Origin of the sequence: Limnothrix sp. PR1529 (assembly GCF_002742025.1) — a bacterium.
In the GTDB taxonomy this organism is placed as follows: Bacteria; Cyanobacteriota; Cyanobacteriia; order CACIAM-69d; family CACIAM-69d; genus CACIAM-69d.
In genome coordinates this window covers 1-16,675 of record NZ_LIRO01000139.1, presented here as the reverse complement: position 1 = coordinate 16,675, position 16,675 = coordinate 1, and the positions used below count along the sequence as shown (strand labels likewise).

At 56.2% G+C, this 16,675-nt stretch carries 14 protein-coding genes and 1 tRNA gene; 8 read left to right on the top strand and 7 right to left on the bottom strand.

Annotation, left to right across the window (positions count from 1 at the left end; translation table 11 throughout):
• Positions 1 to 294 precede the first annotated feature (294 nt).
• Positions 295 to 930, top strand: a complete 636-nt coding sequence (gene folE / locus AMR42_RS18920) for a GTP cyclohydrolase I FolE (RefSeq protein WP_099535359.1) — start codon at positions 295 to 297, stop codon at positions 928 to 930.
• Between the two features lie 427 nt (positions 931 to 1,357).
• On the opposite strand, the gene AMR42_RS18915 is transcribed toward folE, so the two are convergent.
• Both AMR42_RS18915 and AMR42_RS18910 read right to left on the bottom strand, forming a co-directional pair.
• Positions 1,358 to 1,570 (bottom strand): chlorophyll a/b-binding protein, encoded by a 213-nt coding sequence (locus AMR42_RS18915; protein ID WP_099535357.1) that lies wholly within the window; start codon positions 1,568 to 1,570, stop codon positions 1,358 to 1,360.
• Between the two features lie 46 nt (positions 1,571 to 1,616).
• The gene (locus AMR42_RS18910) at positions 1,617 to 1,871 is read right to left on the bottom strand and encodes a hypothetical protein (protein WP_143473190.1); all 255 of its coding nucleotides are present in this window, start codon (positions 1,869 to 1,871) and stop codon (positions 1,617 to 1,619) included.
• 11 nt (positions 1,872 to 1,882) lie between these two features.
• On the opposite strand from AMR42_RS18910, the gene AMR42_RS18905 reads away from it, so the two are divergent.
• Together AMR42_RS18905 and AMR42_RS18900 are read left to right on the top strand one after the other, a co-directional pair.
• The gene (locus AMR42_RS18905) at positions 1,883 to 3,940 is read left to right on the top strand and encodes an NAD(P)H-quinone oxidoreductase subunit 5 (RefSeq protein ID WP_099535353.1); all 2,058 of its coding nucleotides are present in this window, start codon (positions 1,883 to 1,885) and stop codon (positions 3,938 to 3,940) included.
• Positions 3,941 to 4,664: 724 nt separating this feature from the next.
• Complete coding sequence (locus AMR42_RS18900) at positions 4,665 to 6,245, top strand: hypothetical protein (protein WP_099535351.1); 1,581 nt, start codon at positions 4,665 to 4,667, stop codon at positions 6,243 to 6,245.
• On the opposite strand, the gene AMR42_RS18895 is transcribed toward AMR42_RS18900, so the two are convergent.
• The 5 genes from AMR42_RS18895 to AMR42_RS18875 form a co-directional block, all read right to left on the bottom strand.
• The gene (locus AMR42_RS18895; protein ID WP_099535349.1) at positions 6,242 to 7,501 is read right to left on the bottom strand and encodes an ATP phosphoribosyltransferase regulatory subunit; all 1,260 of its coding nucleotides are present in this window, start codon (positions 7,499 to 7,501) and stop codon (positions 6,242 to 6,244) included. The two genes, AMR42_RS18900 and AMR42_RS18895, sit on opposite strands and share 4 nt — an antisense overlap.
• Positions 7,502 to 7,548: 47 nt before the next feature.
• Positions 7,549 to 8,529: a J domain-containing protein gene (locus AMR42_RS18890; protein ID WP_099535347.1), complete on the bottom strand. Its 981-nt coding sequence runs from the start codon at positions 8,527 to 8,529 to the stop codon at positions 7,549 to 7,551.
• Between the two features lie 279 nt (positions 8,530 to 8,808).
• Complete coding sequence (locus AMR42_RS18885) at positions 8,809 to 9,669, bottom strand: inositol monophosphatase family protein (protein ID WP_099535345.1); 861 nt, start codon at positions 9,667 to 9,669, stop codon at positions 8,809 to 8,811.
• An 88-nt stretch (positions 9,670 to 9,757) separates the two neighbouring features.
• On the bottom strand, positions 9,758 to 10,462 hold the full coding sequence (locus AMR42_RS18880; RefSeq protein ID WP_158234547.1) for a thermonuclease family protein: 705 nt from the start codon (positions 10,460 to 10,462) through the stop codon (positions 9,758 to 9,760).
• On the bottom strand, positions 10,452 to 10,850 hold the full coding sequence (locus tag AMR42_RS18875) for a 2Fe-2S iron-sulfur cluster-binding protein (protein WP_099535405.1): 399 nt from the start codon (positions 10,848 to 10,850) through the stop codon (positions 10,452 to 10,454). The genes AMR42_RS18880 and AMR42_RS18875 overlap by 11 nt, the downstream gene beginning before the upstream one ends.
• A 134-nt stretch (positions 10,851 to 10,984) precedes the next feature.
• Between AMR42_RS18875 and AMR42_RS18870 the strand changes: the two genes are divergently transcribed.
• The 5 genes from AMR42_RS18870 (at position 10,985) to AMR42_RS18850 (ending at position 16,633) form a co-directional block, all read left to right on the top strand.
• Positions 10,985 to 11,071 (top strand) — tRNA-Ser (locus AMR42_RS18870).
• 89 nt (positions 11,072 to 11,160) lie between these two features.
• Positions 11,161 to 12,300: an aromatic ring-hydroxylating dioxygenase subunit alpha gene (locus tag AMR42_RS18865; RefSeq protein ID WP_099535341.1), complete on the top strand. Its 1,140-nt coding sequence runs from the start codon at positions 11,161 to 11,163 to the stop codon at positions 12,298 to 12,300.
• A 315-nt stretch (positions 12,301 to 12,615) separates the two neighbouring features.
• Entirely contained in the window at positions 12,616 to 14,472 is a 1,857-nt protein-coding gene (gene ilvB, locus AMR42_RS18860) for a biosynthetic-type acetolactate synthase large subunit (protein WP_099535339.1), read from the top strand.
• 626 nt (positions 14,473 to 15,098) lie between these two features.
• A complete protein-coding gene (locus tag AMR42_RS18855) occupies positions 15,099 to 15,626 on the top strand; it encodes a phosphoribosyltransferase (RefSeq protein ID WP_099535337.1) in 528 nt (175 codons plus the stop codon).
• A gap of 365 nt (positions 15,627 to 15,991) precedes the next feature.
• On the top strand, positions 15,992 to 16,633 hold the full coding sequence (locus AMR42_RS18850) for a hypothetical protein (protein ID WP_143473188.1): 642 nt from the start codon (positions 15,992 to 15,994) through the stop codon (positions 16,631 to 16,633).
• Positions 16,634 to 16,675 lie beyond the last annotated feature (42 nt).

The following is a 16,675-nucleotide window of genomic DNA, read 5'->3' as shown; positions in this document are numbered from 1 at the left end:
ATCGATGGGTCAGCCTCTCGCTTCAGCCGGCATCAGGGATCTGCATCAGTGATTTGATGCAAAAGTGATCGTATGAGAATGATTATCATTATAATTTCTCAAGGGAAATTCAAGCCAGTTGCTCCAAATAACTGGTCTGATGCCAACCCAAGTCATGGAACCAATGCTGGTTTCTAGGGCTGGATGGGTTGCGCCGCCCAAACTCTGAATCTCTTCAACCTGCACGCTCACCTACCCGATCGGGCTGGGTGGGCGTTTCCCAATCCACTCCAATTCACCGCAATCTCAATCCCTATGACCCTTTCGATCGAGTCACCTCGGCCCAACCTGATCACCACGGCGGCCAAATCCCCCGTCAGCCAGGCCGAGATGGAGCAAGCTGTGCGGACGCTGTTAATTGGATTGGGGGAAGATCCCGATCGCGAAGGCCTGCGCGACACCCCCAAGCGAGTGGTCAAAGCCTTGCAGTTTCTGACTTCGGGCTATCGACAATCCCTAGATGAACTGCTCAATGGTGCTGTTTTTCACGAAAACGCCAATGAGATGGTCTTGGTGCGCGATATTGACCTGTTTAGCTCCTGCGAACACCACATCCTGCCGATCATTGGCCGGGCCCACGTAGCCTACATTCCCGATGGCCGAGTGATTGGCCTGTCCAAAATTGCTCGGATTTGCGAAATGTATGCCCGACGGCTCCAGGTGCAAGAGCGGCTGACGGCCCAAATTGCCGATGCAATTCAAGGGTTGCTGATGCCCCAAGGAGTGGCCGTGGTGGTGGAAGCAACCCACATGTGCATGGTGATGCGTGGGGTGCAAAAGCCAGGATCCTGGACTGTGACCAGTGCGGTGCGTGGAGTGTTTGCGGAAGATCCGAAAACCCGCCAGGAGTTCATGGATTTGGTGATGCACCAACGAGGATTCCGCGCCTAGATCTCTAGGCTCTAGATTTTTAGGCTAGGTCTCTAGGCCTGGGTCTCTGGGCTACAGATCTAGAAGTCTCTTGCTGGCGGCGATATTTGGGGGGCTGCTGGCCCCCTGCCAGCCAATCTGGTCTTTTGAGGTGGCTGATTTGGCCGGGTTAGGCAACCCCAATCCATCGCCACTAGGGCTGTAACCAGCAAGGAATTGATCAAAAAAGAGATAAATCCAATAAAGAATTCAAAAATCGAAAATAGAGCAACAAAAATAGAGCAGTAGAAAATAAAAAAGGACTGCCTAGGCAGCCCTGGATGATTCCTTAGGTGATGGATTCTTTAGAGATCGAAGGGAAACTTAATGTTGATTGACCAAAAGAAGACTTGCTGAGAACGGATCCCTTGAAAAATGAGAATCCGTGAGTCTTGGGGGAGTGGGTCAATTACAGGTTGGTGAGCCAGGTTACAACGCCATGGCCGGTGACCAATTCCACCGCCAGGGCAGACAGGAAGCCAATCATTGCCAGGCGGCCGTTCAGTTGTTCGGCGTATTGGGTGAAGCCCACACGCTGCACGTCGTCTACATAGACCTTGGGTTCAACGGCGAAGTTGTTCAAACGACCCAGTTCTTCCGTGGTGTAGCCGCGTTGCGTCATGGTGGTTGCTCTCGGTTGGGGTGTTGTAAACAATTGTAACTGCTTTTTAAGAAATGTAAAGAGGTTTGTAACTCGTTTTTAACTCAGGGGCTGCCTGATCGCCCCGTGATCCCAAATACCAACGCAAAACTGCCCGATCGCCCTTGGCCACCCATGCCACAATAGTCACTGGTTTTGCCGGATCGTGACGATTACTCTGGGGCCGTTTGTTGGCTGCATCCGTTACTGGCTGCATTCCCCGCCACCAGCCCCAGCCCGATCGCCCGGCCAGACAACTTTTGAACGTCCTGTCTTGTAACACAGGCTTGTGCGATGGAACCGCTTTACGAGTATGCGTGGCTCGTGCCGGTCTTGCCGTTGCTTGGTGCAGCGCTGGTCGGCCTGGGTCTGATTTCCTTTAACCAATTCACCAACAAGCTGCGGCAAATTAACGCGATCGTCATCCTCACCACGATCGGTGGGGCCATGACCATGGCCTTTGCCCTGTTTTGGAGCCAACTCAACGGCCATGAAGCCTTCGCCCGCAGCATTGAATGGGCGGCCGCCGGAGACTTCCACATCACGATGGGCTACACGATCGACCACCTGAGCGCCCTAATGTTGGTGATTGTCACCACCGTGGCGTTCTTGGTGATGATCTACACCGATGGCTACATGGCCCATGATCCGAGCTATGTGCGGTTCTATGCCTACCTCAGCCTGTTCAGCTCCTCGATGCTGGGCCTGGTGATCAGCCCCAACCTGGTTCAGATCTATGTGTTCTGGGAACTGGTGGGGATGTGCTCCTATTTGCTGATCGGCTTTTGGTTCGATCGCAAACCCGCCGCCGATGCCTGTCAAAAAGCCTTTGTCACCAACCGAGTCGGTGACTTTGGCCTGTTGTTGGGGCTGTTGGCGCTCTACTGGTGTACCGGCAGCTTTGACTTCAACGTGATGGGTGATCGCCTGCAAGAGCTGGTGTCTTCCGGCTCCCTGAGCGCGGGCGTGGCCAGCCTGTTCTGCATCCTCGTATTCCTCGGCCCCGTCGCCAAGTCTGCCCAATTCCCGTTGCATGTCTGGCTGCCGGACGCAATGGAAGGCCCCACGCCGATCTCTGCCCTGATCCACGCGGCAACGATGGTGGCGGCGGGTGTGTTCCTGATTGCCCGGATGATTCCGGTGTTTGAAGGGCTGCCCGACGTGATGACCGTGATCGCCTGGACGGGTGGTTTTACGGCCCTGCTGGGCGCTTCGATCGCCATCACCCAAAACGACATCAAAAAAGGCCTCGCCTACTCCACCATGTCCCAGTTGGGCTACATGGTGATGGCCATGGGTGTGGGCGCATCCAGTGCCGGGATGTTCCACCTAATGACCCACGCCTACTTCAAGGCGATGCTGTTCCTCGGTTCCGGCTCCGTGATCCACGGGATGGAAGCGGTGGTGGGCCACAACGCCGTGCTGGCGCAGGATATGCGCTTGATGGGCGGTTTGCGGAAATACATGCCGATTACTGCCGCCACGTTCTTCATTGGAACGCTGGCCATTTGCGGAATTCCGCCCTTTGCCGGGTTCTGGTCGAAGGATGAAATTCTGGGTCTGACCTTTGAGGCTAACCCTGCTCTCTGGGCGATCGCCTGGGTCACGGCTGGTGTGACCGCGTTCTACATGTTCCGGATGTACTTCAACACCTTTGAAGGCGAATTCCGGGGCAACGACAAGGCGATCCAAGAACAACTGCTGGCGGCGGCCGCTGTGCCCGTGCCCGTGGAAGTGGCCCCGAACTTCGGCCCCGGCGCGATGGATCCCAAGGAACTGAGCCACGACCACGACCATCACCACGCCCATGAGCCGCACGAGTCGCCCACCACGATGGTGCTGCCCTTGGTAGTGTTGGCGGTTCCGTCGATTCTGATTGGGTTGTTGGGTGTGCCCTGGAACAACCTGTTTGAGCATTTCCTGGAGTCGCCCCATGCCGCCGAGCACGCGGAGCACGCCTTTAACCTCACCGAGTTTTTGGTGATGGGCGGCAACTCCGTAGGTATCGCGCTGATCGGGATTACCTTGGCTTCCTTGATGTATTTCAAGAAGTCGATCGACCCCAGCGCGATCGCCCAAAAGATTCCCTTCTTCTACCGCCTGTCCCTGAACAAGTGGTACTTCGATGAAATCTACGATCGGCTGTTTGTCCAAGGCAGCCGCCGCCTGGCTCGCCAGGTGATGGAAGTGGACTTCCGGATCGTCGATGGCGCGGTGAACCTGACCGGTTTCGTCACCCTGATTTCCGGCGAAGGTCTGAAGTACTTCGAGAACGGTCGCGCCCAGTTCTATGCGTTGATCGTGTTTGCGGCGGTTTTGGGCTTCGTGGTGCTGTCGGGCATCACGGGCTAGCGGTCTTTTGCTTTGTGGTGCTCTCGGGCATCACCCATTAACAACTGAATTGACTGTCAAGTCATCACCCCCTGAACTGGTTCCTGGTTCAGGGGGTTTTTTGTTGAGCGATCCAAACCCCTGAACTCAGCCTGATAGAAATTCCAGTGTCCCCACGTAGAGCTAGGGAATTTTCCCCAAACCCATGACAGCCAACAAAGCTTGATTGTTGAACTGTTAGTGGCTAATGGTGAAGTATTTGGGGGGTAGGGCTGACAACACTCTACCGATAGTGAATCTGAATTTGCTAGACTCGGAATATGTTCATACTTAAGTGTTATTAAGTGCCTTTTTTTACACCAATTTGCTGGTGCTCGTGGTTGCCCCCTGGTTGTCATCACAAACCTTCGCGACTGATGAACCAGAATTGGCAGAACTGGTCAGAAATTGGCGCTGACCAATGCAAATCTCTACTGAATTGATGTTGATTAAGTTGCTCAACTTTAATCATCAAGCAGCGGCCCTCAACAGCGATCACACAGCTATTACTGGGACTGATGGCTGCGATTTCAGTGAGTGAATGTTCCGGGCTAATGCGGCAGGTTGGTGATCAGTTTGGAATGAGCAATTTCCAACATTCAACCCCATTTAACGTATTGTTTCTGTTTCATTGCATCTACAACCGATGGGTTTTCGGCACAACTCCACCATGGACGCTCTCCTGCCCTCCTCTCCTCTTTCTGCCATGAGCGATCGATCTGCCAGCCGCCATCAGTCCGATTCTCAGGGACTGGGAGCTTCGCCTGCGCCCAAGGGTGAACTTCCAAGCCGTTTAACGGTTCCGCAGATTCAAGACATTATTTTTCAACACCTGATTCGATCGGTGCAGAATCTTTCGCCGGAGGAAGTTCTGCACGAATTTTGCTGCTTGTTTATCAACTGCTGTGACACAACCGATAGCAAGCCTTTACATGCTTTATATCAACTGGTTTTTCTCAATAATCAAGAGGCCTTTCAAACTACTCTCAAGCGATCTTGCTACATCTTGATTAATAACTGGGCCAGTCGTCGGAATGAGGCTTTTATTTATCGCCTGATTGCGATGTTTGAGCATTCCCATGAACATAGTGATAGCGCGTCCTTGTCGTTGAATCGGGTGCGCAAGTGGGTTGCGGATTTCATTAGTAGTAATGACTATGATGAGCTAAAACTTTTCATTGCGCGTCACGAACTGGATCACTCCCAAGCTTCTGACCAAAGCCAGTCGGAAATGACGGCCACGCGCACTCGATTACAGTCCGATCAGATTACGGAAACTGCCATTGCACCCGAGGAGCAGCATTGGAGCAGTCGTTATGTGGGACAACTGTTGGTGGCTCAATCGGTGGATCCCAACAATCCCTTGGAGCAACGGGAAGCGGCGGCGGCCTATGCGCGACAGTGGCGGGAGCGTTTTAAGTTTGATTTGGCGATGTATATGGCCAAGTCTCAGTCGAGCCGGAGTGATCGGGAGCGCCTGAAAAATCCAACCAATTTGGGTGATCAGGTGCTCAAAATTGTGAAGTCAATTGTTTTGCGGACGGGAAAATATAGCTACTCCAGTTTGGCCAATTTGTTTTTGCAACAAACGGAAGGGCTGAGGTATCACGGCTATAAAAAAAGTCTGCTGAAATACATCATCTTGGAAAGTACCCAAGATCACATGACGAAGGTAGTTCGCCAAAAGTTGCAAAACAAGTTGACGAGCCTGTTAGCAGAAGATCATGATCAGGTGATTACGGAAGATTTGCAGGCGGAAACCTGCCGCCATTTAATTCAGTTTTTGACGACGGAGGATTTGCATAATCCTTCGCGGCTTTTTTTGCTCATTTTGTCGAATGGCAGTGCGCTAACGCTGACCATTTTCCTGTTGAAGTTGGTTTTGATTGCCCCCAGCACCCGATCGCACTTGGATTTGTGTATTGCGCGATTGGTGAAATATTACGAACAGTTTGATGAGGAAAAATGTCGCTGGGCCATTTATTTCTTTGACATTTTCAATGTGACGTTTGCAATTTACACGGAAAATGTCCAGTACAACCTGGTTTCGATCGATGGGCCGGAGCCATTACCCTTGGCCCCGGAAACCACCCAGAAGGAAGATCGGGTGGTGTTCGAAGGGTTGTATGACAATGAGTTGCGCCGCAGCCTGCGATCGGCCCAGTTAGATCGCTATCGGCTGTTTTTGCAAATGGCTCCCCATGCTCAGTTGCCGTCCACGGGGGATTTGTTGGAAACGGATCCGGTGCTCGCGGATTCGCTAATTGCCGATGGGCCCGATCGCTAGGGGGCTTCAGGCCCTTTGCGTTTGGTGATCGTTTCCGTTTCGATCGAGCCGTCCTCTTGCACCCAAGCCAGCCGCCCGATGCGACGGGCCCGGGCGCGATCGCGGGCCGACTCCCGCGTCACGGTGGGTTGCAAGTCCAATTCCACCCGAATCAAGCTGGGGGCTTCCGTGCGCAGACGACGGGCATAGACAAAGGCCGCAGCCCGGGCGCGGGGCCCCGCCGGAACCACCAACCAGTCACTGGCGGGCAGTTGATTGGGCAGGCGCTCGCCGCTGGAAAGAACGCGGTGCAAGGGTTCCAGGTTTAAACAAAAGCCAATGCCGGGATAGCTGTTGCCGTCGGGGTCGTATAGGCCCAGTAGTTGATCGTAGCGCCCCCCTTGGCCGAGGATTTCGTGGCCGGTGTCGGCGCTGCTGATCGCTTCAAAGACGATGCCGGTGTAGTAGTCAAAGGTTTGAATGAGGCTCAGATCCAGGACGATCGGCAGGGTTTGTTCGGTGGCTCGACCGTAATCTTGCAGCAGGTCAACGGTGGTTTTGAGCCGATCGAGCATGGCTTGCTGGTCGGGGGTTAAGTCCAGTTGGCCCACCTGTTGAATCACGTCCATGGGGCGGCCGCGCAGATCAAACAAAATCAAAGCCCGATCGCGCAGGGCGGGGTCAAGGGGCATGGCTTCGATGGCCAGGCGATCGAGCCGCGCCATGGCCGAACGCACCCGATCGCGCCAGGGTTGTGGGAAGGGTTCCAGGAGCGATCGAGTCAAGCCCGCCTCACTCAAAAGCAAATGCCAATCGGCCACGCCCGATCGCTCCAGACAGTCCGTCAGCAGCAACAGCACCTCCACATCAGCCGCCACGCCCCCAACACCCAACAGCTCCACCCCCGATTGGAAAAACTCCTGCTGGCGGCTGGCGCTGCCCTTGGGGGGCTTGCGAAACACATTGGCGCTGTAGCAAAGGCGCTGGGGGTGAGTCACGCCGGCCATGCGGGTAACGGCGGCCCGGGCGATCGAAGCCGTCAGCTCCGGCCGCAGCCCCAGATCCTCACTTTCGCTGTCATAGATTTGAATCACCTTGTCCCGGCGCACCGAACCGCCCGCCACCAATGTATCGACCCGTTCCAGGGTGGACGTGACAATCCACTGATAGCCCCAGCGCTGAAACACGTCTTGTAGCTTGGTTTCGATCCAATGCTTCTGGGCCACATCAAGGGGCAACAGATCGCGCGCGCCGGTCGGGGGTTGGTGAATTGCCATGGTGTCAGGGGGGAAACGAAATCGATCGGGCAGTGAACATCGGCCCCCTACTTCTTACGGCCAAACAGGCCCCCAAACAACCCACCGCCGGGTTTATCTTTGCCGCCCCCGATTGTTTTGGGCTGTGGTTTGTTGGGTTTGGCGGTTTGGCCCGTGGCTTGGCCCGTGGCTTGGCCGCCCGTGGCGCGATCGAGTTCCTGCTTAGCGGCCAGGGCGATCGCATTGCGCGGATCAATCGCCAACGCCCGTGTCAAATGCACCTTGGCCAAGGTTCCTTGCTTTTGAGCCAAATACACCTTGCCCAACCAGGCATGGCAATCGGCATTGTTCCCATCAATCTTCAGCGCATCCTTCAACTCCTGCATCGCCATCGCAAATTGGCCCTTCGCGGTTAATTCCTCCGCCCGTTGCAAAGCCCGCACCACAAACTGCGTATTGCTGGCGGCCCCTTCTCGGGCCCCCGTGGTTTCCCCGCCGCTGGTGGGAGGGGATGCTGGTCGCTGGGCCGGCGGCGGGGGAGCAGCCGCCGGACGCGCTGGGCTGGCGCTGCCCGATGTGGTTTTGAGCAGGTAAACCAAATTCAGTTCGCTGATTTCGGCAATCCGGTTCAGCACCTGTTCCAAATCGTCGTATTGGTTGGCCGTGAGGGTTTGTAACGCCTTGAGATACGTGCCCTGTACATTGGCAGCCTGACTTAGCTCGCGGGCCAGGGCCCCTTGGATGGCCACCTTGTTGGCCTGTTGGGGCAAGCGGCTATGCAACGTGCGCAACACGGCCTCGTAATCTGCCCGCTTGGCATCGTTGGAGAGGGTAGCGTAGGCGGGGTTCACCAGCCGCGACATTAGTTGCTGGGCATAGGCTTTGCCCTGAGCATTGGCAGCGGAGCAGGTGTCGGGATGCAGTCGGGGGGCAATTTGTAAAAACCGCTTGCGCACGGTTTTGGGATCTGTCCCCAACGGAATGCCCAGGATGGCATAGTGATCCGTCACATCGTGACCAAAAAGCCCTCGTTGAATCTCGAATGACATAGCGCGCCGCCGGTGCTGTGAGTCGCTAAAGGGGGATGGGAGCAGGAGAAGTAGACGAGACAGGGGCAGAGCCTGGCCGGATAGAGCCGGGCTGAATGCCGTTGGGATGGATGCAGCCTGAGGGGCAATCGGAAAGATCGCCGTTGAATTGCTATTTGGTTAATCGCTATCTAGTAGTGTATCGGGTTCCTGGGTTGACCATGGTGATCAGTGACTATGGTGATCTGGGTTGCGGGTGGGGACTGAGGAATCTGGCGGTTAATTAACCCCCAATGGGCCCTATTGACCAACTTTCGGCCAGGTGGCGGGGGGCTGGTGCCACAGGTCAAGCTGGGGAACCATTGCCAGGGCCGCACAGAGTTGATCATGTAGGTGGCCGTTGGTGGCCACGAGTCGGCCGCTGCTGGGATTGACGGGGCTGCCATCGTAGGCGCTGACTTGGCCGCCAGCCTCTTGCACTAACACGATGCCGGCGGCAATGTCCCAGAGGGAGAGTCCCCGCTCCCAATAGCCATCCAACCGCCCACAGGCCACATAGGCCAGGTCGATCGAGGCGGATCCGCCGCGTCGTACCCCTTGGGTTAAGTGGGTGAGGTAGCAGAATTCAGGATAGTTGGTGTCGTTGGTGTCGCGGCGATCGTAGGCAAAACCGGTCACCAATAGGCTGCGGCTCAGTTGATCGGTGCGTGATACCCGCATTGGGATCCGATCGCGCGTGGCCCCGAGTCCTTTGGCCGCTCGAAACAGTTCCCCGCGCTCGGGATCGGCCACAACCCCAACGATCGGTTGACCCTGAAAGAGCAGCCCGATCGAAACGGCAAAAAACGGGTATTGGTGAGCAAAATTGGTGGTTCCATCCAGGGGATCAATCGCCCAAAGATAGTCACTGTTTTGGGTTCCCCCGATCGCCCCGGACTCTTCCGCCAAAATGGGAATTTGCGGACAGTGGCGACTCAGTACCTCAATGGTGGCGGTTTCCGAGGCGCGATCGGCCGCAGTCACCAGGTCGCCCGATCGCCCCTTTTCCTCGGCCTCGATTTTGCCCAGAAACGATCGCACCACTGCCGCTCCGGCCAGGGCCGCTTCCGTGGCAATTTCCAGCAGTCGTTGCAACGTTGCCTGATCCGGTAACTGACTCATGCTTTAATCTCATGCTTCAATCCGACGTTGTTTAAGGTTATGCATCCTGCAAAAGCTGTTGATTAACCTCGCAGTCTGTTTCCGCCAGTTAGGAGGGGTTTTGGCGACGGAATTCGCTGGGCCGCAACCGCATGGGCGATCGGGGATCCCAAACACCCAACTCCAAAATCCGCGCATATTCCTGGGCGTAGAAAATGCGGCGATCGTACTTCAGCAGTCCCGATCGACTGGCCGGAACCGCATAGCCCGCCTTGGTTAGTTGCTCATTCACAAGCTGCCCATCCCGCCAAACATAGGCCAAGAGGCGACCGAGGCGATCGCGTGCTTCCCCGGACTCAAACTCCAACCAAACCGTTTGCCCCGCCACCAACTCCATCAGGGTTTGTTGAGCCTTAATCCCCCAGGGCTGTTGGCGCAAGTCTGGAGCATCAATGCCCAGAAGGCGGACGGTTTCCAGCCGCTTGGCATCGGCTCCCGTGCCGCGCACCTCCAGGGTGTTGCCGCTGGGCACGCGGTTCACCACCACCTGCACCCCGGTGAGGGACGAATTGCCACAACCGGTGAGCAACCCCAGGATCAGGCCAAGGGCGATCGCCCTTGGCCAAGGCTGGCTGCGAATGACTGGGGGGAGTGGCCCGGCGCGGGGTTGAGTGGGCGTTTGGGCGAGCTGTTTGGGGCTGGTGGCTGTCCCGATGTGTGGGATTGCTGATGGGGTCGCGAATGGGCTGGTTGATGGGGTGCTCGATCGCCCCGGGGGCAATGGTTGACCCCGATCCAGGGGATTAATCTTCATCCAGAGGCAGGCCGCGGCGGACTTTGCCCTTGCCAAAATAGCGGCCAAATTGCAGTTCATATACTTCGTCTTCGTCCTGGGTTTCCACCACCAGATCCGATTCGGCATAGCTGACACAAAGCAAGGCATAGCCCCGATCGCGCAAAGCAGGCGACAGGCCCATGGCCTCCGGCTGGCTCAGTTTGCCTTCCAGCACGCGCACCGCACAGGCCGTGCAAGCCCCGTTGCGACAGGAAAAAGGTAGCGTTGCCCCTTGATTTTCCGAAGACTGCAAAATGTAGCGATCGCCGGGCACTTGCACTTCATGAACCGTGCCCCGCTGGCGGTTATGAATCCGCACCCGATAGGTTTGGGTGGCGGTCGATCGATCTTCAGCACTGTAGGTCATGGGGGATTTGGGCATCTAGGGGCCAACCAGCACAGCGCGATCGGGTCGCAGGGATTGCCGCCGCGCTGAAGCTAGATTTTATCGTTCTCTTCCCATAACCGGCATCAGCCTGATAAGATAACGTCCTGTCATCTGGAGAGATGGCCGAGCGGTTGAAGGCGCAGCACTGGAAATGCTGTTTAGGGGTAACTCTAACGAGGGTTCGAATCCCTCTCTCTCCGTTTTTGCGATCGAGCGACCTAAACCACAAGAACGACGCTGTACTAAGCTGGCAGAGTCGTTTAGTTGCCAATCAGTTGCCAAAGTTGTCATGGTGACATCTGCCAATCAGACTCCTGAGCAGTCTGCCAATTCGGCCTTGGGTGATTCCAGCGACGGAGCAGCCCCCATCAGGGCGATCGCCCTAGAGCAGCACGAGGTGCAAAACAGCGTGCGCCAGGCGGGAATTAATCCCAATTTCTGGTACGCGGTGGCTTGGTCTAGCCAGTTGGCAGCGGGGCAAGTGTTGGGCGTGGAAGTGTGGCAGCAAAAAATCGCCCTCTATCGGGATCGATCGGGAGCTGTCCAGGCCCTCGAAGATGCCTGCCCCCATCGCGGCGTGGAACTGAGCCGGGGCAAGGTGATGGGCGACCATCTCGCCTGTCGTTACCATGGCTGGGAGTTTGACGGAGCGGGCCAATGTCGCAAGATTCCCTACTTGCCACCGAGCCAAAAGCTGCCCTGTGCCCAAGCCCAGAGCTATCGAGCGGTCGATCGCTACGGGATCATTTGGGTGTTTCCCGGCGACCAGAGCCTAGCGGATCAAATGCCGCTGCCGGAAATTCCTGAATTTGACGATCCCCAATGGCTGGCCGTGCCGGTGACGGGACAGTTTCGGGCCCATTTTTCGGTCTGTAATGAAAACTCGATGGATGTGTTCCACGGGTTTTTGCACGAAGAATTGCAAGGTTGGTTTGATCCGGTGTTGCTGAAGCTCAAGGACGAAGGCAACGCGATCGCGGCCGATTACCAAGTGTCCTATAAGGGGCAAATGGCCAAGTTTTTGGGCTTTACGGAGTCGGCCGATCAAGTCACCACCAAAACCGTGACGGTGCAATATCGCTATCCGCACTTTTTCAGTCGCCTAGAAGGGGTTTCGAGCCTTTATCTAATGCGCCTGCCGGTGGGGCTGCGGGAGAGCCGATCGTTTGCGATTTTCTTTTTGCGGTTAGGGCTGCCCGGTTGGCTGGTGCAGGCGTTGCGGCCCTGGGCTGCCAAGCTAATTGAGCAAAAAATCTTTATGCGCTTTCTGAATCAAGACATTGAAATGATGGAAAGCGAACAACGGGCGATCGATCGCGATCCGCAACGGCGGTATGTGGAAATCAATCCGGCAATTATTGCGGTTCAGCGCATGATTTTGCGCCAATATCAGCAATTTTTGAACGGCCAAGCCAAACCCTCGCGGTGAAGCAACGCCAACAAACAAACTGGATCACCAACCCGAAGCGGATCAGAAACCTTAAGCGGATCGAAAATTTGTGATCTACATCACTCTTTGATCCTGAACGGGGGATCACCACAGCGTCCCAATCACAACCGAATTGCCCCCATGTCCAAACTCGCGATCGGGGCCAGAAAACCTTGACAGAGACCTAGCTTCCAATCCCGATCAATCGGTAAACTAGGTTACGATCGCACCGATCGAAGTCATGTTGTGGTAGAGCTTTCCTTCGATGTGATCGTTTGCCCACCGTTTACTCTTCGCCTTTAGAGGTTCCTGCTCGTGCGATCGCGAAACGCTTCCCAAATTGACTCTTCGATCGTGCCTGTGACGCGGCGCACGGGCGCTTATGCTCTGCTCGATAGCCTGTGCCGTCATGGTGTGAAGCACATTTTTGGCTATCCCGGCGGCGCGATCCTGCCGATCTATGACGAACTCTACGGCTTTGAAGTATCGGGCCAACTGAAACATATTTTGGTGCGCCATGAACAGGGCGCGGCCCACGCGGCGGATGGTTACGCCCGCGCCACCGGTCAGGTGGGGGTTTGCTTCGGAACTTCTGGCCCCGGAGCCACCAACCTGGTGACGGGGATTGCCACGGCCCACATGGACTCGATTCCCTTGGTGGTGATTACGGGCCAAGTGCCGCGCACGGCGATCGGGACTGATGCGTTCCAAGAAACGGATATTTGGGGCATTACGCTGCCGATCGTTAAGCATTCCTACGTGGTGCGCGATCCGGCCGATATGGCGGCGATAGTGGCGGAAGCGTTCTATATCGCCTCCTCTGGTCGTCCGGGCCCGGTGCTGATTGACGTGCCCAAGGATGTGGGCCTGGAAGAATTTGACTATGTGCCGGTGGAGCCAGGATCGATCCGGCCGGCGGGCTACAAGCCGACTGTGAAGGGCAACCCGCGCCAAATCACCCAGGCGATCGAACTGATTCGCCATAGTCAGCGTCCCTTGCTCTATGTGGGTGGTGGGGCGATCGCGGCTGGGGCCCACGCGGAAATTGCCCGTTTGGCCGACCATTTCCGCCTGCCCACCACCACGACTCTGATGGGTAAGGGGGCCTTTGATGAGCATCACCCTCTGGCCTTGGGCATGTTGGGGATGCATGGCACGGCCTACGCCAACTTTGCCGTGACCGAGTGCGATTTGTTGATTGCGGTGGGGGCGCGGTTTGACGATCGCGTCACCGGCAAGCTCGATGAGTTCGCCAGCCGTGCCAAGGTGATCCACATCGACATCGACCCGGCCGAGGTGGGCAAAACCCGCGTGCCCGATGTGCCGATCGTTGGTGACGTGAAGCAGGTGCTGATTGAACTGCTCGATCGGGTGCGGGAGCTGGAAATCGTCAGCGATCCGGCCCAAACGGCCGCTTGGCACACCCGCATCAACCAATGGAAAACCGACTATCCCTTGGTAGTCCCCAGCTACGACAACGAAATCGCCCCCCAAGAAGTGATCGTCGAACTGGGTCGCCAAGCCCCCGATGCTTACTACACAACCGATGTGGGTCAGCACCAAATGTGGGCGGCGCAGTTCCTGAAGAACGGCCCCCGTCGTTGGATTTCCAGCGCTGGCTTGGGAACCATGGGCTTCGGGATTCCGGCGGCCATGGGCGCGAAGGTGGCCTTGCCAGATCACCAGGTGATTTGCGTGGCCGGCGATGCCAGCGTGCAAATGAACATCCAGGAGCTGGGAACCCTGGCCCAGTTTGGAATCAACGCCAAAACCGTGATTGTGAACAACGGCTGGCAAGGGATGGTGCGCCAATGGCAGGAAGCCTTCTATGGTGAGCGCTACTCGTCTTCCAACATGGAAGTGGGGATGCCCAACTTTGGCAAGTTGGCCGAAGCCTTTGGCATCAAGGGCATTTTGGTGACGGAGCGCAGCCAGCTTGCGCCGGCCGTCGCAGAAATGCTGGCTTATGATGGCCCGGTGCTGTTGGATGTGCGGGTGCGGCGCGATGAAAACTGTTACCCGATGGTGGCTCCTGGTAAGAGCAATGCCCAAATGTTGGGTTTGCCGGAAGTGAAGCGGGAAACCCCCGTGAGCCACCAAACTTGCACCAACTGTCAGACGGATAATCACCCGAGCCACCAGTTCTGTTCCCATTGCGGGGCCAAGCTGTAGGGCTTGAGAGTTGGCTAGTAGCGTGACAGGCTTAAGGCATTGGGTCAAAGTTGCGGAGCCAGTCGTGGTAACAAGGGGCTTAAGCCCCTTGCTGCTTAACGATTAGGTGACGGTAACAATCATGTGCTTTGACCAAGCGAATTAAGGTAGCCGCGCTACTAGGAACTGTTGAAAAAGCCTGTTGGATTTATTGGATCTATCGAAGTTGGCTCTAGTTGGATCTAATAGACCGCTTTTGATGAGTCTATCCGATCAAAAACAATCAACAGGTTTCAACGGCCCGGCTCGCAATCACTGCCCAAGTCTGAAATTACAGCGGCGATCGACCCATTCTCCATACCCAGATCTACGCGATCGGGCTGGAGATGAGTTGATGGCCGCTCTTTGTTGTGGGTTTGGATTCCCGGTTTCCCGATTGCCCGATTGCCTGGCCCTCGCTGACGATCGCGTTACGGATCGCGCTCCTCAACCTATTTGATCTATTCAATGTTTGTTTGATGATTTGATCGATACTCCTCCTGGATATGGTTGCCATGCCCTCTGATTCGCCTTGCAATTCCCAAGCCCCATCCCCGATCGCCCCTGGAACCCCGATCGAGACTGCAACACCCAAGCGGCAATTACGGATGGAAAATAACGATCTAGGTAGTGATTTATACATCTCATGGGAGGACTATCACCGGGCGATCGAACGGTTAGCCTGTTCAGTGCATCAATCGGGCTGGGCATTTGACCAAATTGTCTGTTTAGCCCGTGGGGGCCTGCGAGTGGGTGATATTTTCTCGCGCCTGTTTCACAAACCCTTAGCCATTCTGTTTGCCAGTTCCTATGCCGGAGAGTTGGGGCGGGAACGGGGGCAGCTCAAATTTGCCCAAAGCTTGGCCATGACGGGCGATCGCCTGGGGCCGAGGGTGTTGGTGGTGGATGATTTGGCCGACTCGGGAGCAACCCTGAAGGCTTCGATTCAGTGGCTGCGCGATCGCTACGATCTCAGCGACCTGCGCACGGCCGTGATTTGGTACAAGGGCTGTTCATCGATCGCCCCGGATTATTACGACTGTTATTTACCCCATAATCCCTGGATTCATCAGCCATTTGAGCGTTATGACGTGATGGAACTGGCTGAGCTTGCTTCCTCGATCGAGGCAGATTAATCAAAGTTAACGACAATTCATGGGGCGATCGCATGACCGGGGGGCACCATTGGGGCATGTTACGCTTGAGGCGGAGCCTGAAATCTCGAAAATTCTCCGTAATTACTCGGATGACAAATCCAGTGCCATAATATTCTGAACATGACCAGATTCAACGATGGCAACCCCCTAGGGGGCTAAACCCCACTGAACCCTCCGTTAACTCTGTAATAACGTGGATGGTCAGTTCCGTTGTTCCGTTGCAATCCAGTTCCTTTCCTTCTCTGGTGGTTCCCGAATTCGGCTTTTGCGGAGGGACGCATCTGGATTCTGCCCTGCCATGATCGCGCTCCCGCTTGTATCCCTTGTCGTAGTAGAGGTTGGCTATGGAGAATCAACCGTCTCCCAGCACAGATCGATCGGTCTCAGGACAGCCAGCAGCGCGGCCCCGGTCGATCGGCCTTAAGCCCCTGGGTCAATACCTTGTGGAGGCGGGTTTGCTCGCGCCCGCTCAAGTCACGGTTGCTCTGAATGATCAGAGTGTGACGGGGTTGCGGTTTGGGGAAATTTTGTCGAAACGGGGTTGGGTTCGCGAGCAAACCATCGAATATTTCATGGACAAAGTGATCGAGCCGGAACGTCGATCGCTCCGTCAGTCCATGGCTGTGGCAACCCAGCGCACCAGTGCCGCCCGGGCCGCCGCGCCCGCCAGTCCCCACCGCAAAGGATTTGTGCGATCGGCCTCGACCTCGGTGGAACCTAACAAGCGGCCCCCGGCTCCCCCATCCGCCAGAATGCCGATTGCTGTGTCGGATCCGGCGGGCAGTTTCCGCACCGATGATGCTAGTTTGCGCCACCGCAAGCATTACGGCCCCACCAGCGCAAAAACCACGGCGGGCTTAACTCCACCGATGGTGAGGAGTCCCCGGAAATTACCACCTGTAATGGTGTGTCTGCGTCCGACGATTTTCGAGACGCGGCTGAGAACTTGGTCTGGATTGGCTAGCAAGTCGCTCAAGGTGAGTTAGAGTGCGACTAGGAATCATGAGGGCGTTTGGGTAGTGCCGTAA

Bases quoted from the DNA above. Each gene is read 5' to 3' on its own strand.
- folE (WP_099535359.1), top strand. From the start codon at position 295: ATGACCCTTTCGATCGAGTCACCTCGGCCCAACCTGATCACCACGGCG.
- AMR42_RS18915 (WP_099535357.1), bottom strand. From the start codon at position 1,570: ATGACGCAACGCGGCTACACCACGGAAGAACTGGGTCGTTTGAACAAC.
- AMR42_RS18905 (WP_099535353.1), top strand. From the start codon at position 1,883: ATGGAACCGCTTTACGAGTATGCGTGGCTCGTGCCGGTCTTGCCGTTG.
- AMR42_RS18900 (WP_099535351.1), top strand. From the start codon at position 4,665: ATGAGCGATCGATCTGCCAGCCGCCATCAGTCCGATTCTCAGGGACTG.
- AMR42_RS18895 (WP_099535349.1), bottom strand. From the start codon at position 7,501: ATGGCAATTCACCAACCCCCGACCGGCGCGCGCGATCTGTTGCCCCTT.
- AMR42_RS18890 (WP_099535347.1), bottom strand. From the start codon at position 8,529: ATGTCATTCGAGATTCAACGAGGGCTTTTTGGTCACGATGTGACGGAT.
- AMR42_RS18885 (WP_099535345.1), bottom strand. From the start codon at position 9,669: ATGAGTCAGTTACCGGATCAGGCAACGTTGCAACGACTGCTGGAAATT.
- AMR42_RS18880 (WP_158234547.1), bottom strand. From the start codon at position 10,462: ATGAAGATTAATCCCCTGGATCGGGGTCAACCATTGCCCCCGGGGCGA.
- AMR42_RS18875 (WP_099535405.1), bottom strand. From the start codon at position 10,850: ATGACCTACAGTGCTGAAGATCGATCGACCGCCACCCAAACCTATCGG.
- AMR42_RS18865 (WP_099535341.1), top strand. From the start codon at position 11,161: ATGGTGACATCTGCCAATCAGACTCCTGAGCAGTCTGCCAATTCGGCC.
- AMR42_RS18855 (WP_099535337.1), top strand. From the start codon at position 15,099: ATGGAAAATAACGATCTAGGTAGTGATTTATACATCTCATGGGAGGAC.
- AMR42_RS18850 (WP_143473188.1), top strand. From the start codon at position 15,992: ATGGAGAATCAACCGTCTCCCAGCACAGATCGATCGGTCTCAGGACAG.